Genomic DNA, 23,340 nt, shown 5'->3' on the forward strand with positions numbered 1-23,340 from the left:
ACGCCACCTTCACGCAGGCAAGCCTGCGTGAAGGTGCGGGGGACGTCCGAGCGACGTGGTATCAGGATTACTGTTGCAGTGAAATGGCGGTGTTGACCAGCTTCGGTTGGCGATACAGATCGAGCAGGACTTCATCGAGCACCGAAGATGTGCCGCCTACGCGTGAGTCATTGAGGATCGCGACCACCGCCCAGGTATTGCCATTGATGTCGCGGCTGAAACCGGCAATTGCGCGGACGGTATTCAGGGTGCCGGTCTTGATGTGCGCTTCGCCCCTCATCTGCGTAGTTTTGAGGCGCTTGCGCATGGTGCCGTCCATGCCCGCCAGCGGCAGAGAACTCATGAATTCCGCTGCGTAGGGGCTGCGCCAGGCAGCCTGTAGCAAAGTCGCCATTTCACGCGCACTGACCCGCTCGGCGCGCGACAGCCCCGAGCCATTCTCCATCACCAGGTGCGGCGCAGTGATGCCCTTCTTCGCCAGCCATTGACGAACCACGCGTTGCGCGGCTTTGGCATCATCGCCGTCTGCTTCATTGCGGAACTTCGCGCCAAGGCTCAGGAACAATTGCTGAGCCATTGTGTTGTTGCTGAATTTATTGATGTCACGAATGATTTCTGCCAAATCCGGGGAAAACGCTTTGGCCAGCAGCTTGGCGTTGCCGGGCACGACATCGACCCGATCCTTGCCCAGAATGGTGCCGCCCAGTTCCTGCCAGATTGCGCGTACTGCGCCCGCCGCGTAAGTCGGATGGTCCAGTAGCGACAAATAGGTCTGCGAACTGCAGCCTTCGCCCAACTGACCGTTGACCACGACGGTAATGCTGCCATCAGCCTGGGTTACCGGGTTATAGCGCATGTCTCCGGTGCATTTGTTCGAGGCCAGCGCCTTGACCTGATTGTCGACATGAATGCTGGCAATCGGTGGCTCTACAGACACCAGCACTTTGCCGGAGTCGTTGCGCGCGACAAAGCGCAAGGCCTTGAGGTTAATCATCAGTGAGTCGGGCTTGACCAGAAACGGCTTGTTCTCATCATTGCCGTCGTCGTTGAACACCGGCAATTGCGGCTGGATGAAATGGCTGCGATCCAGGACCAGATCGCCAGTCACCTGTTGCACACCGTTGGCACGCAAGTCACGCATCAGAAGCCAGAGTTTTTCCATGTTGAGCTTGGGATCACCACCACCCTTGAGGTAGAGGTTGCCACGCAACACGCCATTGTTCAGGGTGCCGTCAGTGAAAAATTCGGTTTTCCATTGATGCGTAGGGCCGAGCATTTCCAGCGCCGCATAGGTGGTGACGAGCTTCATGGTCGACGCCGGGTTGACTGAGACATCGGCATTGAACACGGTCGGGGTGCCGGGACCGTTGAGCGGCAGCATCACCAGGGACAAGGCATTATTCTGCAGCTTGGCGGCTTTGAGGGCCTGTTGAACCTTGGGCGGTAGCGAGGTATTGACGGGGGCCGCAGTGACTGGCATCGCCAAGGGCAAAAAAAGGCCGGCGAAAAATAAGTGACGTAAAGATTTGATCATGTGAAATAAAACCCTGCTACTGAGGAGGGGGTAAATGGAGGGCATGGATGGATTCCCTCAATCATCGCAACGTCAACCGGAATGAAAACGGCGATTCAATACCCTGTTTCACCGACAGATGAATGGTCGGTACTTAAAAAGCTCGATATTGAGCGGCATTATGCCCCAAGCGCGGGTGACTTGCGCCGTGGCGTAGCCGTCCAATCGGCTATTTTTTACCATTGATGGGTTATTTTGCTGTGTCGGGCCCGACGGCACGCAAACATTGGCACGGAGGCGGGCATTTAATGGCCCAAACTGGTAAAGTGCCGCCCGTTATTACTTATGAGGATTGTTCCATGGCCACTAACCGTTCCCGCCGTCTGCGCAAAAAACTCTGCGTGGATGAATTCCAGGAGCTGGGTTTTGAGCTGAACCTGGACTTCAAACAAGACCTGGACGATCAGGCTATTGATGCCTTCCTCGACGCTTTCCTGACAGATGCCATGGAAGCCAACGGTTTGAACTATGTTGGCGGCGATGACTTCGGTCTGGTTTGCTTGAGCAAACGTGGTTCGGTCAACGAAGAGCAGCGTGTCAAGGTCGAAGCCTGGCTGAAAAGCCGCAGCGAACTGACAGAATTGACCGTCAGCCCTTTGATCGACGTGTGGTACCCGGAAAAGTCGATCAATCCGGTAGTGTGATGGTGTAAGAAGAAGCAGGCTCCAGAGCCTGCTTTTTTCGCCGAGTGCAACGCTCTGGCTGATGTCCTGTTTATCCCCGTGTACTCAATCCGGCTTTCTCCAAAATACTGCTTTTGTCGACGGCATCGATTTGTTGCGGCTGCAGAAAATCAGAGGCGTAGTGCTGATAGATATCCGTTTGGACAAACAACTGAAACAGCTCCGGGTCGATATGCGCATCGCGACACATTTGAGCCATGATCGTGAGTGCTTCGCTCAGGCTTTTGCCTTTTTTATACGGTCGATCAGCCGCTGTCAGGGCTTCGAAAATGTCGGCGATGGCCATCATTCGCGCTGCCAGACTCATTTCGTCGCGTTTCAATCGTTTCGGGTAACCCGTGCCGTCCATTTTTTCGTGATGGCCGCCAGCGATTTCGGCGACCCCCTGCAGATGGCTGGGGAAGGGTAGGCGGCTCAGCATCAGAATGGTCTGCACCATATGATGGTTGATGACGTAGCGCTCCTCACGAGTCAAGGTGCCTCGGGTGATGCTCAAGTTGTACAGTTCGCCTCGGTTGAATTTGTACTGCGGAACCTCAAGCTTGAAGCCCCAGCGGTTGTCGGCGGGGATATCTTCGGCTGCCGCCCGCTCGAACAAATGCTCAGGCCGATCCGCCAGCAGAGATTCGCTGACAGGCAAGTCCGGTGCCGGGTTTCGAGCCTGACGTTTGTTTTCTTCCCAGGACACGCCGATCCGGTCGTCCAGCGTACGCATCCAGGTCCGTGCAGCAATCGTTTGCAAATGTTCTAAATCTGAATCAGCCATGGCTTCGCTGCCCAGATTGCAGAGGGCGACAAACTTGAAGTCAGCATCCAGTTCGTTGAGTTGAACATTGCGGGCAGCGGCCAATGACACTTCGTCGCCGTCCTGCGCCTTGGCTTTCCAGTAGTCGACCCAGGCATCGCGTTTCAGCACTTCGAAGCGGGTGCGGACTTCATGGATGCGGTCGTACAAGGTTTCCAGCTTAGTGGCCTTGTCCACGACATACTCGGGCGTGGTGACCTTGCCGCAGTCGTGTAACCAGGCAGCAATATGCAAGGTCTCCCATTCGTCCTCGGTCGGCTGGTAATTGCGAAAAGCCGGTTGTTGGCTGGCCGCCGCCGCGCGAGCAAGCATGAACGTAAGTACTGGCACGCGCTGGCAGTGGCCGCCGGTGTAAGGGCTTTTGGCGTCGATGGCACCCGCGATAATCTGGATGAAAGCGTCCAGCAGCATTTTTTGTCTGGCTTGCAGGCGCTGGCTTTCGATGCATAGGGCCGCTGCGCCGGAGACTGCCTGGATAAATGCAATACGATCAGGGCTGAGCTTTTCAAGATCGGTCTCGGTGCCAGTATCCGCGTGTATGAGGGTGAGGACGCCGATGGTTTCCCCTCGCTGATTGCTCAAACGAATGCCCAACAGGTGTATCCGCGGCGCCTCCAGCGCGCTCATCAGGCTTTGTAAATCGAGTGCCTGATCAAAGCCAAGAGCGACCAGGCAGTGATCTTTTTTCATGGCGAGGTCCTGCAGCCATAAGGGCGTCTCACTTGCTTGCGGGTCGTGAGTGGCGATGCTGTATTGCTGCGGGTCGTGTTTGACGCCCTTGACGATCAGGCCCTTGGGTTCAAGGTGCCCGCTGTCACCGTCGAGCAAATAAATCAGCCCGGCCTGTGCCTGATTGATATTGACGGTTTCGAACAGAACACGCTCCAGCAGCGTCTCGAAGCGGGTTTCGGCCGACAGGCTGGCCGTGATCTCGAGAAAGCTGGCCAGTGTTTCCTTCATGCGGGCCATGGACAGTGAAAGTTGATCGACCTCCAGCACCCATGATCGGTGGCTGGTAGGATGTTTGAAATCGAAGCTGCGAATCGCATCCGCTTCGCTGACCAGTGCCCGCAAGGGTTTGACCATGATTCGTGACATCAGCCAGCCCAGTGGAAGGCACAGCAACAGCGTGGTCAATGTCACCAGAGCCCCTTCCCAGCGCAGGCGCAGGGCGTCGGCCAGCAATTCGTCTTCCGGCACTAACAGCGCCAACTTCAGCCCCTGCGGGCCTCCTTCCTGCAGGGTGCTTTGGGCCACGACCCAGGAGCGCTTTCCCACGCTCAAGTGGTTGTTGGCGTCAACACCGTTGTCGAACAGGCGAGCGAGGGCCGGGCTCAGGTCACGAGCTTTTGCCAGGTGAGCAGTGCCGCTTTCTACTATCAGTTTTGAGCTGTCGGGATAGGCCACGGCATTTCCGCTGGCATCGAAGAGCACAACTTCGGTGCTGGCGGTGACCTGATGCTTGGCCAGTGTCGAGGACAGGGACGCGAGTGTCAGGTCGGCAGCTATCACTGTGCCGTCGCTGCTGCGCCGGGCAAGTGTGGTGCCCACGTTGCGACTGGAGAAAAATACGTAGGGCGCCGTGGTGATCTGATCGGTGTCGCTGAGCGCACTCTTGAACCACACGCGTTGACGCGGATCGTAATGTTCGTTGAGGTTGTCGCGGTGGCTGATCAGGTGCAGTGAATCGTCGAAAAAAAGTGATTGAGAGCGCAGGCTGTCGTTGACGTGTTCAATGCTCCAAACCTGATAAGCCGCCTTGGCAGGCGCTTCGAAATAGCGTTTCAGGGTGTCGCTGCGCAAGGGCCGGACCATGAAGAAATCGCCGTTCGCATACCCGATATACAGCGACGCCAAATTTGGGTTGTCCCGCAACGATTGAGAAAACGGTTTGAGTAGCGGCAGCCGCTGCTCCAGCGCGCTGGACTGATTTGCATCGTAGACCGCCAGCAGGCTGAGCAGGCTGTGGATAGGCTGATAGGTGCGCTGTAAATCGACTTGCACATCCTGCGCAATGTTGCTGAAAAGCTTCTCACTGCTCGACAGGATTATCTGTGACGTTTGCAGGTAGTTGAAAATGCCCAGCACGACGCCTGTGAGCAGGAGCAATACGGTGAACATGACGCTGATATGCACATGCAGAGGGTAGCTGCGTTGATTGGGCCACGGATGACTGGGCATCGCAAATCTCTCCATAGTCGTGCGGTGCATTGCTTGTGACTCCAGCATAGCCAAGGCTTACTGGAGTTGCTGAGTGAGGAGGTGTTCTCTTTGCGACGTGATAAAGGAAAGATATCGAAGGCAGTGGACTCTGCAATCAGATGACTTCGCTCGATTAGTGGCTATTTGGCACCTTTCCCGCCGTTCAGTCCACACGTTTGCCCAAGGTCATTTCGTGCGGATCAAGTCCGCACATGCGGTAGAGCGCGAGCCCTGCTTTGTTGTGCGCAAATACATTCAACTCGATACGTTTGATCCCACGGGCGCGTGCCCAGCGCTCGACCTGTTCCAGTGTTTTTTTTCCGTGACCACACCGCCGTGCTTGAGGGTGGATCTCGAGGTCATAAATGAAGAGCTTCTTGATCCCGTAGGCTGAATCAATTCCGAACCAAAGCACACCAATGTCTTCACCTGATGAGGCTCTTAAGCTGAACAGGTGATGGTCGGAGGTGTTTAGCCCGTCTGGAAGCAACTCGTTAAAGCCCTCGGTAGCGTGCTCCAGCGCGAGGCTGGGCGTTAGCCCGTAAGTCTGCTCAATATCTTGTGCATAACCCGCAATCGAGTGAGCAGCGAAGGTCTTGAGTTGCGCCTCGCTCATTGTGATCAAATGCACCATTTGGTTTAAGCCTGCGTGATTGAGTGGGCTGCTGATGACTCATTTGCCGTCAACCTGTTGTGCGCGCAACGCGTGTTCAAGCTCGATCATGGCGGCGTCGATCGCCTGATGACGGGCTGTGATGACCTCGGCCGACGTTGCTTCGTTACAGGCATCTTCCAGTGCTTCGCAATGTTCGATCACTTCGCTGGCCTGGATGATTCGGGCTGCGCCTTTGATTTTGTGGGCCATGTCACTAAGGTGCTGCCGATTGCCATTTGCCATGGTCGCCGCGAGTTCCTTGCGGTCTTCCTGGCTGCTGAGAAGCAACTGAGCGAGCAAGCGTTGAATCATTTCCGGACGCCCACCGGTCAACATGTCCAAGCCGTCGACACTGAAGGCTGCAAAAATATTTTGTCGCGGACGCCGGGGCAGGGGATTTATTTTTGCCAGCTCCTCATGGAGTGCCGTCAGGCTAATGGGTTTGAACAGGCAGGCGTCCATCCCGGCATTTCGGCAGCGCAGGAACTCTTCGGGTTGCGCGTTGGCCGTGAACCCGAGAATGGTGCAGCGAGGGCGTGATTTTTCCTGCTCATGGGCGCGGATCGCGCGGGTCAAGTCATAGCCATTCATGACGGGCATGTTGCAGTCGGCAATGATTAGATCGAAATGGCCGTCCAACCAGATTTGCAAGCCAGCAGCGCCTTGTTCGGCGGCTTCATAGCGATAACCCAGAAACCCGAGTTGTTGGCACAGCAAGAGCCGGTTGGCGGGGTGATCGTCGACCACCAGGATATTCAATGGGGTACTGACATTGGGCCGGAGTTCAATAGGTTGCTCGATGATCTGGGTCTGATCCAACGTTGTCAGGGTCAACTCAACCTGGACGTGTGTGCCTTTCCCTGGCTGGCTGCTCAGGGTCAAGCGGCCCCCCATCATTTCACACAGACTGCGGCATATGACCAGACCCAGGCCCGCACCGCTTCGTGCCAGTTGGCCGGAGTTATCGGCTTGGGCAAAAGGCTCGAACAGCCGCAGCTGATCGTCATCGCTGATGCCGATGCCGCTGTCCTGGATCCCCATAGTCAAATGCAGTTGTTGCGAGTCAGAGGTGTCATCGATGCGCAGGCTGATCTTGATTTGGCCCTGCTCAGTGAACTTGATCGCATTGCTGATCAGGTTGGAAATAATCTGTTTGAAGCGCAGCGGGTCGAGCAGCACGTCGGCGTTGATGCGACTGTCGAAGTCCAGTAGCAAGGTCAGGCTCTTTTGGCGGGCCAGACCGTCGAAAACGCGCACCACCGACTCCACTAGCTCCCGCAGATTGGCCCGTTCGGGGCTCAGGCTGAGGCGACCGGATTCTATCCTGGCGATATCGAGAATATCCCCGATCAGCTCCAGCAGGTCTCTGGCCGAGTTGTAAGCGACCTCAATGGCTGGACGATCAAGATGTCCTTGGTCTGCACGCTTGAGAGCCAGTTCGAGCATCCCGATCACGGCGTTCATCGGTGTACGGATTTCGTGACTCATGGTCGCCAGAAACGTACTTTTGGCGCGGTTGGCATCATCGGCCAGGTCCTTGGCGGCATGTAGATCTTCGATCAGTTGGCGTCGCTCGCTGATGTCAATCCAGCCACCAATGATGCCTTGCACCTCCCCCAGCGAGTCCCGGAAGGGCAGGGTCCAGTGGTAAATGGTCAGGTAGCGATCGCCAATCTGCAGCGCGCGATCAAGAATCAGTGGTGTGCCGTCGGCCATTACCCGTTGGTAGTCGGCGGCATACTCCTGGGCCTCGAGCGTACTGCTCAATACGCCGTCCATGACACTTTTGCCGATGACGTCTTCGCGTCGGGTCGAGAAGGCCTCCAGGTAGCTGTCATTGCAGGTTTGCAGCAGGCCGTTACGGTCGCGAACATAAATGGGGTGAGGCGTGCCATTGAGCAGGACACGCATGAACTCGAACTGGTCATTCAAGGCGCGTTCTGCCGTTTCACGCTGTTTTATCTGGCGGCGCATGTAGGCGTTCCAGGCCAGCGAGCCTAGCAACAACAGTCCAGTGCCGAACACAATCTGATAAATCAGCTGATGGTAATTGCGCCAGTAACCCGTCCCTGGCGGGGCATAGGTTCGCCAACGATTGTTAATTACGGCCATGTCTTCCGGGGCGATGCTCAATAATGCTTTATCGAGGATCGAACTCAGCTCTGTGGCATTGCGAGCGGTTGCCATGGAGATACGCGCCTGATCGTCGCCGACAGTGTCACTCATCTGTAATTTGTCATCGAACAGCTGCGAGGACAGGAAATAGTTGGCGCTGGGTAGGGAGGTAATTGCGCTTTGAACCTGTCCCTGGGCCAGCATGTCCAGCGCCCGGAAGGGGTTGTCCGTCTCCACCAGGCTTATGTGTGGGTACTCGCGCTGAAGGTAGGGCATGGTCGGACTGCCACGGCTAACGGCCAAGCGCTTGCCCGCAAGCTGATCCAGGTGGGCCGGACTGGAAGGTTTTGTGCTGGTCACCAGAACAAAAGAGGTGTCCAGGTAAGGGCGGCTGAAGCTGAGTTGGCTTTCTCGCTCGTTACTGGGAATCATTGCGCCAATCAAATCGGCCTGTCCCTCAATGACCTGTTTCATCATTTCGGCCATGCCCTGAACGCGTTTGATCTCGAAATTCAGACCTGTGCGCAGTCGGACCAGCTCAAGCAGATCGGCTGTAATCCCGCGGAAGTTGCCGTTAGCGTCCAGAAACGTCAACGGCGCATACGCCTCGTTGATGACGACGCGCACCACCGGATGCCGGGTAATCCAGCGCTCTTCGCGCTGGGTCAATTGCAGCTTTTGATCGGTGAGCAGCACGTCGCTGCCAGCGCTCCAGCGTTTGGAAATGCTGACCCGTTCATCAATCGGGATTGCTTTCAGTGTCTTATTGACCACGTCGAGCAGTTGGGTGTCATCGCTGCGCATGGCGAAGCTGAAACCGTCAGCCTCATGTTTCCCGAAGTTGGCCATCTGCACGTTGCTCAGATAACGCTTGTTGATCAGGTAGTGGGTCGAAATGGTATCACCGAGGAATACGTCTGCCTGGTTGAATGCCACCGCGTTTATTGCACTTTGAAAGGAGGGGTACGTCTGCAAGATCGCGTTCGGGTAGAGCGCTTTGACCTCCTTCAGCGGCAGATAGTGGTAAACCATGCTCAAGCGCAAGCCGGCCAAGCCCTCGGTGAGTGGACGGTTTTCTCCCACGCGGGTTACAAGCACGGGCTGATCCACGGCATAGGGCACCGACAGGGTGATGTTCTTGCCCTCGGCCTCGAAACCATTGGCGCTGCCGAGAAGGTCGATCTGCCCCTCAGTCAGGGCTTGAATGGCCGCGTCCCGGGATTCGAAGCGCTGGACCTTGATCGGAGTGTCCAGCGCGTGAGCAAGAATGCCTGCGTAGTCGGCGGTAAATCCCTCGTAATCGTGCCCCGTGCCGGTCATGTCAAAAGGCGGGTAATCCGGGGCTGAAGTGCCCAGCCTCAATTCACGTTTGTTCTGCAGCCACTGCCATTGAGCCCGGTCCAGCCGGGTCTCCATATGGCTGGGGCTGGAACGACTGAGCAACGTGTAGTTTTGGGACGCAAGCTCAGCCGCCTGCACATTAATGCTCAAGCAAACACCTGCGCCTAGCCTTAAATAATCCATTAAACGCTTCGACATCCGATATCTCACACTAGCGCATTGCGTTTTGCCATCTCGATAAGTTCTACCAAGGTTTTTGCCCTAAGCTTCTGCATGAGCCGAGTCTTGTAGGTGCTGACAGTCTTATTGCTGAGAAACATGCCTTTGGCAATTTCTTTGTTGGTTCTGCCTTGAGCGAATAGTTGCAGCACCATCAGTTCGCGGTCATTGACCAGCTTGAATAGCTCGATTTCAGAAGGAGGCCCGTCTGCGCGAGAAGCAGGATTCAGGGCCTGGCTTGGAAAGTAATTGTAGCCGGATAATACGGCCCTCACCGAACTTAGTAGTTCACTCAGGTCTTCTTGTTTGCACACATAGCCTGCGGCCCCCGATTGCATGCAGCGGATGGCGAATAAATTGGGGGTCTGTGCAGTGAGTACCAGGATTTTGGACGGTAAGTTCATCGCGTTGAAGCGGGCCAGCACTTCCAGGCCGTCCAGCTTGGGAATGCTGATGTCGAGAATGATCAGGTCGGGCATGCATTCGCGGACCATTTGCATGGCATCCACACCGTTGTCCGTTTCGCCAACGACATCGTAATTTTCATTTTCCAACAGCATGCGTACCGCGAGGCGAATAACAGGGTGGTCGTCGACAATAAAAACCGAGTTCATAATTCAATTCCATACAAGCAGTGAAGAAAGCGCGCACCTTAGCTCAGATGTTCAGGCAGGCACATGAACCGATAGGGCTACCAAGTGGATATAGGAAAGTTCCTACAGGAATTAACGTATTGGCGTACGTAAATATCCAAATATCATCAGATGACGTTTAAAATAATGAATAATTCAACTGTGTAAATTTGCTATTAATGTACATGCTGTTTATAGCGTTTCGGAATTACCCTACAGTGAATGCAGGGTTTGCTTACACGGTAGAACTTGTTTTTTTGCTGGCTTCAAATGGATGTTTATTCGGTGTTTAAGCTTCTTCGCAAAAGCCGTTCGCGGCGAGCAATACAGTCAGGGCCTGGACATCCAATGGCTTGCTCAAACATCCCAGGAGCGGCAGTTGGCGCCTATCTGCAGTGCGTTCCAGCGCGTCCAATTGCTCTTGGCTCAAGCCACTGAGCACGACCGCCCGGCGAATCAGGCCTCGCTGGCTTGCCAGATCTATCAGCTCAAGGCCCAGGAGATCAGGCAGGCATTGATCGCATAGCAGTACGTCGAAGGGCTCTGTTGCTGTTTCCATAGCCGCCAGCGCTTCAGCAGCGGTCAGCACCGGGGTCAAACGGTAATAGCCTTGATTGTTCAGCAGTATCTGGGTGGCAATCAATTGGAAAGGATGATCTTCCACCAATAAAATGCGCAGATTATTTTTTGACATCAGGATCTTCCGGGCAAAAGCGACGGCGCCACATGCGCAAATCAAACCTGCGGGGCAGGTTCACGCTCACTCAAGAGAGCGCCCGACAGGGAACAGCCTGGATTTGAGCCGAAGGTGCCAAGTGGCCTCAGGTGGGTAGGTGTTCTCGCCGGCAATGGCCAAGAACCAGAGCCGAATTATTCGGTAGCCCGGTATCTCAAGCGATAGGGCTTTTCTGTTCTGAGCGTAGGCTCTCTCTTTAATTGCAACGTGGGCGGGCATACCGCAGATCTGCAGCCAGATGAGTGACCGGGCGTTCACTCATCTGGTCATTGGATTGCTGGTGTTAAACCGGGCTGGAGAGACCGGTCATTTCTCGGGCCATCTCGCTGGCATAGCTGTCGGTCATGCCAGCGATGAAATCGATCATGCGCAGGAACGAGGTGTGCAGAGGCCAGTGGGGATCGGGCGCGTTATTGCCGAGCAGGTCGAGAATGCGCCGGTGCTTGAACGAAGGGGTTCGCCCTCCGAATTGCTCCAGTGCCGCACCGCAGAACGCATTGAGCAGTACTTCCAGGGTGGTGTAAGCGCCGATCTCGTGCAGTGTCTTGCGTTTATCCTGAAAGATTTTCTTGCGAGCCATGTCCTTGGCATCGAGTACACAGCGCTTGGCGGGGCCATGCATGTGCTCCACCAGGTCGCCACTGAGGGTACCAGCCAGCAACGCATCTTGCTGTTCGACAAAAGCACGCGCGGCGGCGTTGGTCAGATGCTCGATGGCCTTCCCCCGCAAAATGGCCAGTTTGCGGCGGCGAGAATCGTTGGGCCCCAGCTGCCTATAGGTTTCCGGGAGGTCATCGCCCACCAGGCCCAAGAGCAGGGATTCCACCTCGGCGTATTCGAGCAGGTCCATTTCCAGACCGTCCTCAAGGTCGATCAGGGCATAGCAGATGTCATCGGCGGCCTCCATCAGGTACACCAGCGGATGGCGCGCCCAGCGCTGCTCTTCAAGCTGCGGCAAGCCGAGCTTGTGTGCGATCTGTTCAAGGATCGGCAGTTCGCTCTGGTAGCAGCCGAATTTGTGTTTCTTGTAGCCTAGCGAGTCGGCGTGGCGCGCGGTCCAGGGGTATTTCAGGTAGGTGCCGAGGGTTGCATAGGTCAGCCGGGTACCGCCTTCAAACTGGTGGTATTCAAGCTGCGTGAGCACCCGGAACCCTTGGGCATTGCCTTCGAAATTGAGAAAGTCGTTGCGCTCGACGTCGCTCATTGCATCCAGCCAGCCACGTCCGGCGGCCTGTAGAAACCAGTGGCGAATCGCATCTTCACCTGAATGCCCGAATGGTGGGTTGCCGATGTCATGAGCAAGGCACGCTGATTGGACGACCATTCCAAGATCGCTTGGCTCGCACCAGTCAGGCAGGGCGCTGCGAATGATTTCGCCGACCCGCATACCGAGCGAGCGGCCAACGCAGCTGACTTCCAATGAATGGGTCAGGCGAGTGTGGATGTGATCGTTGCTTGTGACCGGATGAACCTGGGTCTTGCGGCCCAGTCGACGGAACGCGCCGGAAAAAATAATGCGGTCATGATCTTTGTGGAAAGGACTGCGCCCCAGCTCTTCAGGGCTATAAATGGGTTTGCCAAGTCGTTCGCGGTTAAGCAGGGTTTGCCAATCCAAGGCGTTCACTCCGTCTATTGATTGCGTCTAGCTTCCCGGTTCAGTCGATAGGCTGCAAGGGCCTTGGTCGCAACGCCGTGATTACAAACCGGCGGCGTCGATATCGATCAACAGCAGGCACTGGCCGTTCTCGAAGAACTGTCCGGCAGTCAGGCAATATTGGTTACTGGTCACGTCGCGGTAAGTATTGGACAGGGTCAGGCGCCGTTCACCCCACCCCTCTGCCAGCAAGTGGTAGAAGTACGGGCGCCAGGACCAGTTGTGGCCCAGATAACTGGTATCAGCCTGCCAGACTCCATTGCGCCATTCAAAATTCGGTGTGAGCTGCGTGCCATGGCGATCGCATTGATAGATGCGCAATAGCCACGGATAGTCGTGCAGTTGAGGTATCTGGCTCAGGGGGGCTTGCCCTTCGGCCCAACTCTGTAGCAGGTTCATTAACGTGCTGAGTTGTAGGCGCAGGGTCATCAGGCGGGCGCGCTCGGCCACTTTTTGCAGCACGTAGCGGTCACGCAATTGAGCAAAATGCTGAACGAAAGCATCGCCGGCAAAGAACTCCAGTTCACCTTTGGCGAACAAAAAACCCTGAACATAGCGTGAGCCACACTCCAGGGCGAAATGCAGTTCGGCTTCGGTCTCCACCCCTTCGGCGATAATCGAGCAGCCGGTCTTCTCGGCCATTTGCGCCAGTGCCTTGACCACATCACTGCTGTGGCCGCCCCGGGCGGCGGCCTGAAACAAGCGCATGTCCAGTTTCAAAATGTCTGGTTGCAGCGCCAGTACCCGGTCCAGTTGTGAATAGCCGGCCCCAAAGTCATCGATAGCAATGCGCGCACCCGCTTCCCGATAGCGCGCCACAACATCGGCCAAACGTTGGCTGTTGCCGCCCAGCTCAGTGATTTCGAAGACGATGCGCTGTGGTGCCACGCCATGGCTCTGCAGCTGCTTGAGGCTGGGCAATGGTTGACCCGGTCGCAGGCGATTGATCCAGCGTGGGGAAATATTCAGACTTAGAAACCAGTCGTTGGGCACTTCATGCAGGCGGCTCAAGGCATTGTCGCGGATCGCCCGGTCTAGACGGCGCAGGATGGCAGGAGACATCTTGGGATCAGCAAACAGGGGGCCAACGGATAAAAGGCGACCATCGCTCTGGCGTAGGCGACCTAAGGCTTCAACGCCGGCAATGCGACCAGTAGCGGTGTCGATGAACGGCTGAAAGCAGGCAAGCGGTTGCCCGTCGATCACGGAGCCTCCTTAGTAGATCTTGGAATTGTTTGCCGTGCAGGCAGAGCCTGTCACCCCACGGAGGACCATGAGGTGGCAGGCGCTGGAGTGCTTAGCAAGAATGCAGCCAGATGGGGCAACTCAGCGTTTAGGCGGGGAACCTTGTAACGCGAGCTTTATCAGCGGGAGTAGGCTTGCGCCCAGCTTTGCGAGGCGCGTAACACCACCGACGCCGCCACCTTTGGCTCCTTTGCCACTGAGGAAGCCCAGCAGGGTGACGATGCCAATGCCCCACAGAGGCGCGTGTTTAATGCCCAGCGTGCCTTGCCAATCCTGCGTCATATTGCGTACGCGGCGTATCGGCTCCAGCAGTTGACTCGATTCGTGACGAATCTCCTGGCGATGCATTTCCATGCGCAAGCGAATCAACGCCTTGCGCAGTTCTCGCCGGGAGGCTGTGTGCGACAGTTCAGGCAGGTTCATGGCATCAGTCGCTCGCGATCATTGGCCAACTCTTGGAGCGTGGCATTGAACGGTGACGATTCGTCGAAGATCGCCGCTTTCAAACGCAAACCGCAGAACACCGCAGCCAGGGCATAGAAAACACAGAGACCAATGATGCCGGCCAAGCGATAACTATCCCATACGACGATCAGCAATAAAGCGGATAACCCGATCAGCAGCAGCAGTGTAAAAACCAGCGCCAGCCCGGCGAATAGCAGCAGGCTCAATGTGCGTGATTTTTGCTCCTGCAGTTCGATGCCGAACAATTCCACGTGACTGTGTAGCAGGCCCAGAAAAGCGGCACCCAAGCGCCGCGGTGACGAGTGTTGGTCCGCCGATGACGAACCTGATTCCGTGCCCATAGCCGTCAGCGCCTTGTAGCCAGAAGACCCAGGAGGAAACCGACGCCAGCGGCGATACCCACTGACTGCCATGGATTGCTCTGAACATAATCTTCGGTGGCCGTTACCGCCGCTTTACCACGTACGCGCAGGGACTCTTCTGTCAGGCGCAGTGTTTCCCTTGCCTTTAACAGGCTGTCGTTAATCTGCCCCCGTAATTCATCGGCCTGATCGCCAGCCAACGTGGCGGTGTGCGCGAGAAGCTTTTCCGTGTCGCTGACCAAAGTTTGAAAATCAGCCATTAATATTTCCTGAGCGCTCTGCGCGGTTTTGCTAGCCATGGTTATCTCCGTCTAGTGGCTTAATGGTATTTCGAGTCTAAGGGATTACGGAAGGTTCATTCCAATTCACACCCGTATTAAATCGATCAGCTGGTACAGGTTTTGCATCCAGATGGTGCGCCATGGAGGGCGATGCGCTGAATAAGAGCGAAGACAATGGCAAATGTGCCCAGATCTTACGCTTACATCATAAAACTTGAGAAAAAGCTCAAGCGACAATTTTTCCTCAAAAGTAGGCTGCTCCAAATCGGGTCACGCATTGCGCCTATCTGCCAATGCATGGCGCCAGTTCGGTGCACGACGAGGATCATTTGACCCGCTTTGGTGCTTTTTGACGAATTGCAGGCCTGCCCTCCATGGAAAATTTACAAAGCGCTGTGGACTCTTTGGTCCAAAGCTCAAATACCTTGTTTATCTTGACCGGTGCGGTGATGGTGCTGGCCATGCACGCCGGTTTTGCCTTTCTTGAAGTCGGCACGGTCCGGCACAAGAATCAGGTCAATGCGTTGTCGAAGATTCTCAGCGATTTTGCTGTATCGACACTGGCGTACTTCTTTATAGGCTATTGGATTTCTTACGGGGTAAACTTTTTACAACCCGCGTCCGTGATCAGTGCAAATCATGGGTATCAGCTGGTGAAGTTTTTCTTCCTGCTGACCTTTGCCGCAGCGATTCCGGCGATTATTTCTGGCGGTATTGCCGAGCGTGCCCGGTTCGCGCCTCAGTTGTGTGCAACCGTATTAATTGTCGCCTTTGTCTACCCGTTCTTCGAGGGCATCGTCTGGAATGGCAACTTTGGCCTGCAGTCCTGGTTGTTGGAGCGTTTTGGTGCCAGCTTTCATGACTTCGCCGGCTCCGTCGTGGTTCATGCCATGGGCGGCTGGCTGGCGTTAGCGGCCGTGTTGTTGCTAGGGGCGCGCAATGGACGATACCGGGAAGGGCGGTTGGTTGCCTATCCACCCTCGAGCATTCCGTTCCTGGCGCTGGGTTCGTGGATCCTGATCGTTGGCTGGTTCGGCTTTAACGTCATGAGTGCCCAGACCTTGCAAGGTGTTAGCGGGTTGGTGGCGGTCAACTCATTGATGGCAATGGTCGGTGGCACGGTTGCCGCGTTGATTGTGGGACGTAACGACCCCGGCTTTCTGCACAACGGTCCGTTGGCTGGCCTGGTGGCGATCTGTGCCGGGTCGGACCTGATGCATCCGGTAGGGGCCTTGATCACGGGCGTTATCGCCGGAGCGCTGTTTGTCTGGTGCTTTACTGCGGCCCAGGTGCGCTGGAAAATCGATGATGTGTTAGGCGTCTGGCCTCTGCATGGGTTGTGCGGCCTCTGGGGTGGGATCGCGTGTGGTGTCTTTGGTCAAACAGCGCTGGGTGGGCTGGGCGGGGTCAGCCTCATCAGCCAATTGATCGGCTCCGGGCTGGGTGTGGTTGTGGCCCTGCTTGGCGGGTTCCTGGTATACGGCACACTCAAAATGATCATTGGCTTGCGATTGACTCAGGAGCAGGAGTACTACGGCGCCGACCTGTCGATCCACAAAATCGGTTCAGTCAGTCAGGACTGAGGCTGCGGATTCGGGCTCGACGCGGTTATCCGCGTCGGCCTAAAATGCTACCACTCTCAATTCTCTACACGCCATGCTGAAGGTGTCTTCATGCCTCCTGAATGCCAATTGCTAGGCACCCTTGGGTGTCATCTGTGTGAAGTCGCCGAAGCCGAACTGCTGCCATTGGTCGAGCATGGTTTGCTGGTCGAACTGGTCGATATTGGAGAGAGCGCTGCGCTGGTGGACGATTACGGTCTGCGCATTCCCGTGCTGCGGCGCGTGGACACTGGCGCCGAGCTGGACTGGCCGTTCGATGCAGAGCAAGTGGTGGTGTTCCTTCAGTGATGCGCACGACAAAAATACCCGATCAAAAATATTTCGCTCAAGACATCACCAACTGGCTATGTAACTGAGTTCCATGGGTCAAGTTGTCAGCCAGCGGGCAGCGACGTTCAACCTCGTGCAAAAACGCCAGTTTTTCCTCAGTGCTTAGATCCGCGTCAATGTCTACCAGTATTCGCAATGCCTGAAATCCCGGTCGAACAGAAAGATCCCGTCCGAGTAATCCCGCAGGGTCATAATCAGCTTGAATTTCAAAGCGCATACCGCGCAGTTCAATTTTGCGCTGATGCGCGAGAAAGCGGCCAATCGTGCCAAAGCATCCGGCAACCGCGGCGAGAATCAATTCAAGTGGCGTAGGCCCGGTATCTTGTCCGGCCGCGTGCTTGGGCTGATCCATGATGACGCGGTGTTCACCGCACGTCACGTCGATTGCAAAGCCTGAGCCGAGGGTGCCGTGGGCGCTAATAGTTTTCAGGGTCATGTCCGTGTTGCTCCTTTGCTCAATTCGTTCGGCGGTTTTCTAGCGCTGAGAACAATAAGATACCGGCCAGCATGGCCCCCATGAATACGATGATTTGCCAGTGCCCAGTGAGCAAAATCGCCACTGCGGGCCCGGGGCAAATACCAGCGATGCCCCAGCCGACCCCGAACAATAGGCTACCTCCGATCAGTCGGGAATCCAGTTCACGTTTGACCGGTATCTGCATGGGTGCACCCAGCAGGGACTGCTTCTGTTTGCGGGCCCAGTTCAGTGGCAGGATCGCAACTGCGATAGCGCCGGTCATGACAAGCCCTAGAGAGGGATCCCAGGCACCGGCCAAGTCGAGAAAACCTAACACCTTGGCGGGGTTTGCCATGCCTGCCAGCAGCACGCCAAGTCCGAAGATCAGTCCAGAGAAAAAAGCAGTCAACTTGATCATATTCAAGCCCCCAACACATGACGAGCTACGTACACCGTGGTAAAGCCTGCCGCCATAAAACACAACGTTGCCATGATGGAGCGAGGGGATAGGCGCGAGATGCCGCACACGCCGTGACCACTGGTGCAGCCGGAGCCGTAACGTGTGCCGACGCCTACTAGCAGGCCGGCTAACACCAGCCCGAACCAGCCTGTCTGAAACTGGATTACCGGCAAGGCGGCAAACAGCCCCCACAGCAGGGGTGCCAGCAGCAAGCCCAGAAGAAACATCGCCTTCTCGCCCCAGCCATCACTGCCCCACTGGAGTACGCTACCGAGCAATCCGCTTATTCCGGCAATACGGCCATTGGCGAGAACAAAGAAGCTGGCCGCCAGCCCAATCAGTGCTCCTCCTGCCAGTGCCGACCAGGGAGTGAAGTTAAACCAGTCAATGCTCATGTCGCGTTTCCTGCACGGAATAGTGGGTAAAAAGTCTGGGTGGCGGCAGGCGCTGCCGGACTGCTGATGTTTAATCGGTCTGCTTGCCATGGCAAAGCGTCTAGACCTGTCGTTCCACGGGTGTTAGGGGGCTTCAAAGGCGATCATGATAAAAGCGCTCAATTAAGACAAAAACAATATATTTTTTTATATAGTACTTGGCAAGTGCTGTTATTGCTTTGGAGAGGATCAGCGGACGAAGCAGGAGCGATAAGCGCATAAAGCAGAGTTGGCAGGCCTCGCCGGGACATAATCAACCAACGGGCAATGTTCCGTCCGACGAAGGGAGACCAGCGCTTTGCTCACATAATGGCCAGATAGGCTATGAGTAACGCTCCCAGAATCGCGGTGGTGATATTGATCCCCGGACCAGCGTTGACGCTGTAACCGTTCGGGATCTCAACAGGTTTGAGCGTCTTAACCACCTTTCGATGCTGTCAGGGTGTCCGCGCGGCGCACGGGATGACCGCGGAGTGAAGGTGAGCCATCAGGAGGCTTTTTCGGCACAAAATTGTTGATACAGAGTATTGATGACTGCCAGTGCAGCGGGACTACTGATGCGATAGAACACCTGCTTTCCGTCACGACGGGTCTCCACCAGTCCTTCGCGGCGAAGCACCGCCAGCTGTTGTGAAAGAGTCGGTTGCTGTATCCCTAGCAGTGACTCCAGATCGCTGACATTGCGCTCACCTTGGGATAATTGGCATAGCAGCATCAAGCGATCCTGATTGGCCAAGGCCTTTAGAAGCTGGCTGGCAGCATCGGCATTGGCGCGCAGTTGCTGGATGTCTAGTTCAGGTATATGAGCGTTCATTGTGCCTTCTCAGTTAATGCGTATACACTATATATTGTTGTATATTGTCGTGCAATTTGTTAATCATCAGGCACTGTGGGGACGGCCGCTCCTGCACCTGAATCAGAGAGCAATACTCCGAGCCGAAGGTGCAAATGCTCAATAGTTGCCTGAGCGGATAAGTTAGGCTATGGCGGTTCGTCTATATATTTTTAAATGGGTTGAGAGGCTGCAATCCTTCATGTTCATACGCTAGCAGTTAGTTAAACTTCGGCAATCCGATAGCAAATCAAAAAAGGACAATCGATGACTATCCACGTTCTTCCATTGCAAGATCAAGCGGCCCCGGAAGGCATCTGTTTCGGGTGCGGAAGCGCACACCCAAGCGGTCTCCACATAAAAAGCCACTGGGATGCCGACGGAGTTCATGTTGTGTGCAAACACACTCCGGCCCCTGAATTTACTGGCTGGCCAGAGTTGGTTTACGGTGGTTTCATTGCAATGTTAGTAGACTGCCACTCGAACTGGACTGCGATGGCCTATCACTATCGTGCGGAAGGGCGGGAGCCTGGAACATTACCTCGCATTGATTGCGTGACTGGGCAGTTGAACCTCACCTACCGTAAGCCTACACCGATGGGTGTCGAGCTCACCTTGAAGGCATGGGTTGAAGGAGAGGTAGGGCGCAAGTCACGGATTATTTGCGAGGTTTGGGCAGGTGATGTTTTGACGGTAATCGGCGACTCTGTCTTTGTCAGGGTCAGCACTGAGAAACTAAGGGCCGAAGCACAAGCGGTAATCTGAGTCGCCGTACGAGAAGCCGTAGGTGCGGTGTGAGTAGGTGGCGGATTTGCAATCCGTCACCTACTCGATCAGCTAAATAGCTTTTACAAACAAGGCGACTGCAACCACGCCGGACACAATGGCAAACCCTCTTTGTAAATGAGGCCCCGACAGCTTGGCGGCGACCAGACGTCCGCTGATCATGCCTACTAATGCGCCAATGGAAAACGGAAAAGCAATTGCCCATTGCAAGTGTCCAGCCGCCGCGCTTGCGGCAACTCCGGAGATTGAAACCAGTGCAATAACGGCTAGAGACGTTGCCAGGACTGACTGTGCTGTCAAATCGGTATATCGCTGGAGCGCCGGCACCATGACAAAGCCGCCGCCGACACCCAGCAAGCCAGAAAGTCCACCCGCGACAATGCCAGAAACTGTGAGCGCCCAGGCACAAGGAGCCGTCCAGTTTAGCTTGCCTCGGCTCGCGTCCAATAGGCAGGGCGGTGGCTTGTTCTTGACGTCTGTCTTTGACTCGACGGAAGCAGGCAATGATCGTTGAAACACTCGAAATGCAACGTACATCAGCACAAAAGCAAAGACGATCGTCAGCGGGCGGTTAGGTGTGCGTTGTGCCAGCCAAAGGCCAAATGGGGAGCACACGATCCCCGCTCCAGCGATCAAGAGCGCCGCTTTATAACGTACGGTGCCGTTTTTTAGCCCCATCACAGCACCCAAGGTTGCCGCCAATCCAACAGCGAGCAAACCGATAGGCCCGGCTTCGGCCATGCTCAATCCAACGCCAAAAACGAGTAATGGAACGGCAAGTATTCCACCGCCTGCGCCAGTGAGAGCAAGAATGACACCAACAGTAAATCCGAGCAGCAAGACTATAAGCATTTCAGTCTCCTTGCTTTCAGTTCTGCCAACTGATGGGGCACAATCTGCTCCGATACCGACAGTCCTTGTACGAGGTGGCGAATGTACATAGGTGTCTCCGTTAAAAATATTGTTGTTATGGGTATTTTTGCGGGCGACGTCAGGCGACATTGAGCGGTATTTTCAGATAGCGTGTGCCGTTTGCTTCGGGCTCAGGAAAATGTCCAGCCCGCATGTTTACCTGAACCGATGGCAGGATTAGCGTCGGCATTTCCATTGATGCATCACGCTTGGTGCGCATCGCTACAAACGCCTCCTCACTGATGCCGTTACGGACATGAACGTTGTGCGCGCGCTGGTCAGCAACGGTGCTGATGAATTGCACTTCACGACCACCAGGTTGATAGTCGTGACACATGTACAGCAAGGTATTGGCCGGCAGACTCAGCACCTTGTTAATTGACTGAAATAGCGTGCGCGCATCACCGCCGGGGAAGTCACAACGTGCGGTACCGTAGTCGGGCATGAACAGGGTATCGCCGACGAATGCTGCCGTTTCCTCACCATCGCTGACCACATACGTCATGCAAGCCGGCGTGTGGCCTGGCGTATGCAGTGTTCGGCATTGCAGCGTGCCAATGGCGAACGACTCGTCATTCGTGAACAGGTGATCGAACTGACTACCGTCACGGGCCATGTCGCTACCTGTGTTGAACAAAGCTCCGAAGACCTCCTGCACAGTCGCTATCTGGCTGCCGATACCTATCTTGCCGCCGAGTTTTTCCTTCAGGTACGGCGCTGCCGTCAGGTGGTCCGCATGAACATGGGTCTCGAGGATCCAGTCGACCTTCGCATTGAGTTCGGCCACTCTCGCAATTAACTTGTCGGCAGACATCGTGGCGGTGTGGCCTGATTTAGGATCGTAATCAAGCACGCTGTCTACCAAGGCGCAGTGGCGGGTGGTTAGATCCAGCACAAGATAGCTGACGGTGCTGGTAGCAGGATCGAAGAATCCTTCAACCTGAAGTTTTGCGGTCATGATCTGTCTCCTTAGGGGCTCTTATTCGAGTCGCTCGCACCAAGGGCTGACAGCTGCAATAAAGCTGCCAACTAAAATTACTGCTTAAAATAAATTTATCTAATTGATTTTATTAGGTTATATATTTTTTTTGATGGGCTGGTTTCGTATTCAAAAGCAAGAAGGAACTGCCATTGGCAGTGTTTGTTGACATAGGTGGCAGTGCCACAACAGTATGGGCGAATTCTCAGGAGCCATGATGACCAGCAGCCTGCCCCCTCCAAACGGCCCACACCGGGACCAAGTGCAATCACTTGTCTCGTTTCTTGAGCACGAAGCAGACCCTATGATCGTGCTCGATCCCGAATACAACATCCTGGCTGCCAACACCGCGTACCAGCGTCAGTTCGGCAGTGTCGACAAGCCTTTTATCGGCCACAAGTGCTATCAGATTTCACACCATTACGATGTCCCTTGTGATCAGGCTGGCGAGCATTGCCCGATGAAAAAAGCCCAGGAGCTGCGCGCTCCAGACCGGGTTTTGCATATCCACCACACACCGCGCGGTCCTGAGCATGTCGAAGTCGAATTACGCCCGATTCTAGACGCAAAGGGTGTCATCACCGCTTATGTGGAACGCCTCAAGCTGGTTCGCAGCGCATCAGCGCGGCCCAGTAACGAGGGGCTGGTCGGCTCATCGCCTGCCTTCAACCTTGCCCTGTCGGAGTTGCAGCGGGTGGCCCCCTCAATGTTGCCGGTACTGTTGCTGGGAGAGTCCGGCACAGGTAAGGAACTGTTCGCCCGCGCGGTACATGAAACCAGCGAGCGGGCCGCTGGGCCATTTGTGGTAGTCGATTGCTCGGGGCTGACCGAAACGCTATTCGAGAGTGAGCTGTTCGGGCATGAAAAGGGAGCGTTCACTGGTGCCACCACGCGCAAGCCGGGCTTAGTCGAGACGGCGCAGGGCGGCTCGTTGTTTCTCGATGAGATAGGCGACGTTCCGCTGGCGATGCAGGTGAAACTGCTGCGCCTGATCGAGTCAGGCACTTATCGCCGTGTCGGCAGCGTCGAGACCTTGCACGCGAATTTCAGGTTGATTGCGGCGACCCACAAGCCACTCGAAAAAATGATGGAAAAGGGTGAGTTCCGGCAGGACCTGTACTACCGCATCAGTGCTTTTCCGATTCAGTTGCCGCCATTGCGCCACCGGATCGAAGACATTGGCTTGCTTGCCAATTCAATTCTGCAACGGGTAGTCCCCGGCAAGCGCAGGCTGACTATAGAGGTCGATGCCTTGACGCAATTGCAGCGGTTTGCCTGGCCGGGCAATGTCCGCGAGTTACGCAATGTTCTGGAGAGAGCCAGTCTGTTCGCCGACGACGGTGTAATCCGCTGCGTACATTTGCCTGCAGCGCCAGCGTCGATATCTCCTCAGGTCTCTATCCAGTCTCCTTTCGAGGGCGGCGCGCTGGTACACGTACTGGCCACGTTCAAAGGTACCCGCAGCGAACTGGCCAAGCACATGGGCATTAGCGAACGTACTTTGTATAGACGACTGAAAGAACAAGGACTCGCCTGACCACATGTCAGCCTATGACTGCC

Annotated in this window: 22 protein-coding genes; 5 read left to right on the forward strand and 17 right to left on the reverse strand. The window is 55.6% G+C overall.

What is annotated here, in order from left to right; genetic code table 11:
• Positions 1-67: 67 nt before the first annotated feature.
• On the reverse strand, positions 68-1,534 hold the full coding sequence (dacB, locus tag ACVBEG_RS09760) for a D-alanyl-D-alanine carboxypeptidase/D-alanyl-D-alanine endopeptidase (protein WP_322179462.1): 1,467 nt from the start codon (positions 1,532-1,534) through the stop codon (positions 68-70).
• Positions 1,535-1,872: 338 nt separating this feature from the next.
• On the opposite strand from dacB, the gene ACVBEG_RS09765 reads away from it, so the two are divergent.
• Entirely contained in the window at positions 1,873-2,217 is a 345-nt protein-coding gene (locus ACVBEG_RS09765; protein WP_219060210.1) for a YggL family protein, read from the forward strand.
• 70 nt (positions 2,218-2,287) lie between these two features.
• Here ACVBEG_RS09765 and ACVBEG_RS09770 read toward each other — a convergent pair whose 3' ends face one another.
• From ACVBEG_RS09770 to ACVBEG_RS09815, 10 genes are all read right to left on the reverse strand, one after another.
• Entirely contained in the window at positions 2,288-5,242 is a 2,955-nt protein-coding gene (locus ACVBEG_RS09770; protein ID WP_447107634.1) for an HD domain-containing phosphohydrolase, read from the reverse strand.
• A gap of 184 nt (positions 5,243-5,426) precedes the next feature.
• The gene (locus ACVBEG_RS09775; RefSeq protein ID WP_330201339.1) at positions 5,427-5,897 is read right to left on the reverse strand and encodes a GNAT family N-acetyltransferase; all 471 of its coding nucleotides are present in this window, start codon (positions 5,895-5,897) and stop codon (positions 5,427-5,429) included.
• A 39-nt stretch (positions 5,898-5,936) separates the two neighbouring features.
• Positions 5,937-9,572: a transporter substrate-binding domain-containing protein gene (locus ACVBEG_RS09780; protein ID WP_447107635.1), complete on the reverse strand. Its 3,636-nt coding sequence runs from the start codon at positions 9,570-9,572 to the stop codon at positions 5,937-5,939.
• 8 nt (positions 9,573-9,580) lie between these two features.
• Entirely contained in the window at positions 9,581-10,207 is a 627-nt protein-coding gene (locus ACVBEG_RS09785) for a response regulator transcription factor (RefSeq protein ID WP_322179459.1), read from the reverse strand.
• 307 nt (positions 10,208-10,514) lie between these two features.
• Positions 10,515-10,919, reverse strand: a complete 405-nt coding sequence (locus ACVBEG_RS09790; protein WP_322179458.1) for a response regulator — start codon at positions 10,917-10,919, stop codon at positions 10,515-10,517.
• Between the two features lie 325 nt (positions 10,920-11,244).
• The gene (locus ACVBEG_RS09795) at positions 11,245-12,576 is read right to left on the reverse strand and encodes a deoxyguanosinetriphosphate triphosphohydrolase (protein WP_322179457.1); all 1,332 of its coding nucleotides are present in this window, start codon (positions 12,574-12,576) and stop codon (positions 11,245-11,247) included.
• An 81-nt stretch (positions 12,577-12,657) separates the two neighbouring features.
• Positions 12,658-13,821, reverse strand: a complete 1,164-nt coding sequence (locus ACVBEG_RS09800) for an EAL domain-containing protein (RefSeq protein WP_447107636.1) — start codon at positions 13,819-13,821, stop codon at positions 12,658-12,660.
• 120 nt (positions 13,822-13,941) lie between these two features.
• The gene (locus ACVBEG_RS09805) at positions 13,942-14,283 is read right to left on the reverse strand and encodes a hypothetical protein (protein ID WP_447107637.1); all 342 of its coding nucleotides are present in this window, start codon (positions 14,281-14,283) and stop codon (positions 13,942-13,944) included.
• The gene (locus tag ACVBEG_RS09810) at positions 14,280-14,666 is read right to left on the reverse strand and encodes a phage holin family protein (protein WP_322179454.1); all 387 of its coding nucleotides are present in this window, start codon (positions 14,664-14,666) and stop codon (positions 14,280-14,282) included. Before ACVBEG_RS09810 ends, ACVBEG_RS09805 begins: the two co-directional genes overlap by 4 nt.
• Before the next feature lie 5 nt (positions 14,667-14,671).
• On the reverse strand, positions 14,672-14,986 hold the full coding sequence (locus ACVBEG_RS09815; RefSeq protein WP_322179453.1) for a DUF883 family protein: 315 nt from the start codon (positions 14,984-14,986) through the stop codon (positions 14,672-14,674).
• A 356-nt stretch (positions 14,987-15,342) separates the two neighbouring features.
• Between ACVBEG_RS09815 and ACVBEG_RS09820 the strand changes: the two genes are divergently transcribed.
• Both ACVBEG_RS09820 and ACVBEG_RS09825 read left to right on the forward strand, forming a co-directional pair.
• Positions 15,343-16,551: an ammonium transporter gene (locus ACVBEG_RS09820; protein WP_219060200.1), complete on the forward strand. Its 1,209-nt coding sequence runs from the start codon at positions 15,343-15,345 to the stop codon at positions 16,549-16,551.
• A 90-nt stretch (positions 16,552-16,641) separates the two neighbouring features.
• On the forward strand, positions 16,642-16,878 hold the full coding sequence (locus ACVBEG_RS09825) for a glutaredoxin family protein (RefSeq protein WP_322179452.1): 237 nt from the start codon (positions 16,642-16,644) through the stop codon (positions 16,876-16,878).
• Positions 16,879-16,915: 37 nt separating this feature from the next.
• On the opposite strand, the gene ACVBEG_RS09830 is transcribed toward ACVBEG_RS09825, so the two are convergent.
• From ACVBEG_RS09830 to ACVBEG_RS09845, 4 genes are all read right to left on the reverse strand, one after another.
• A complete protein-coding gene (locus ACVBEG_RS09830; protein WP_322179451.1) occupies positions 16,916-17,356 on the reverse strand; it encodes an OsmC family protein in 441 nt (146 codons plus the stop codon).
• 19 nt (positions 17,357-17,375) lie between these two features.
• A complete protein-coding gene (locus ACVBEG_RS09835) occupies positions 17,376-17,795 on the reverse strand; it encodes a DUF6691 family protein (RefSeq protein WP_322179450.1) in 420 nt (139 codons plus the stop codon).
• A 2-nt stretch (positions 17,796-17,797) separates the two neighbouring features.
• Positions 17,798-18,232 (reverse strand): YeeE/YedE family protein, encoded by a 435-nt coding sequence (locus ACVBEG_RS09840; protein ID WP_322179449.1) that lies wholly within the window; start codon positions 18,230-18,232, stop codon positions 17,798-17,800.
• 526 nt (positions 18,233-18,758) lie between these two features.
• Positions 18,759-19,085 carry a metalloregulator ArsR/SmtB family transcription factor gene (locus ACVBEG_RS09845; RefSeq protein WP_322179448.1) on the reverse strand — a complete coding sequence of 109 codons (327 nt, stop codon included), beginning with the start codon at positions 19,083-19,085 and terminating at the stop codon, positions 18,759-18,761.
• Between the two features lie 285 nt (positions 19,086-19,370).
• On the opposite strand from ACVBEG_RS09845, the gene ACVBEG_RS09850 reads away from it, so the two are divergent.
• A complete protein-coding gene (locus ACVBEG_RS09850; RefSeq protein WP_322179447.1) occupies positions 19,371-19,868 on the forward strand; it encodes a PaaI family thioesterase in 498 nt (165 codons plus the stop codon).
• A gap of 72 nt (positions 19,869-19,940) precedes the next feature.
• Here ACVBEG_RS09850 and ACVBEG_RS09855 read toward each other — a convergent pair whose 3' ends face one another.
• The gene (locus tag ACVBEG_RS09855; protein ID WP_322179446.1) at positions 19,941-20,741 is read right to left on the reverse strand and encodes a sulfite exporter TauE/SafE family protein; all 801 of its coding nucleotides are present in this window, start codon (positions 20,739-20,741) and stop codon (positions 19,941-19,943) included.
• A 139-nt stretch (positions 20,742-20,880) separates the two neighbouring features.
• Complete coding sequence (locus ACVBEG_RS09860) at positions 20,881-21,759, reverse strand: MBL fold metallo-hydrolase (protein WP_322215964.1); 879 nt, start codon at positions 21,757-21,759, stop codon at positions 20,881-20,883.
• Positions 21,760-21,997: 238 nt separating this feature from the next.
• On the opposite strand from ACVBEG_RS09860, the gene ACVBEG_RS09865 reads away from it, so the two are divergent.
• Positions 21,998-23,317, forward strand: coding sequence for a sigma-54 interaction domain-containing protein (locus ACVBEG_RS09865; RefSeq protein WP_322215967.1), 1,320 nt, complete (start codon positions 21,998-22,000; stop codon positions 23,315-23,317).
• The last annotated feature ends 23 nt before the right edge of the window (positions 23,318-23,340 follow it).

The sequence above is a fragment of the Pseudomonas sp. GG8 genome (genome assembly GCF_052976945.1).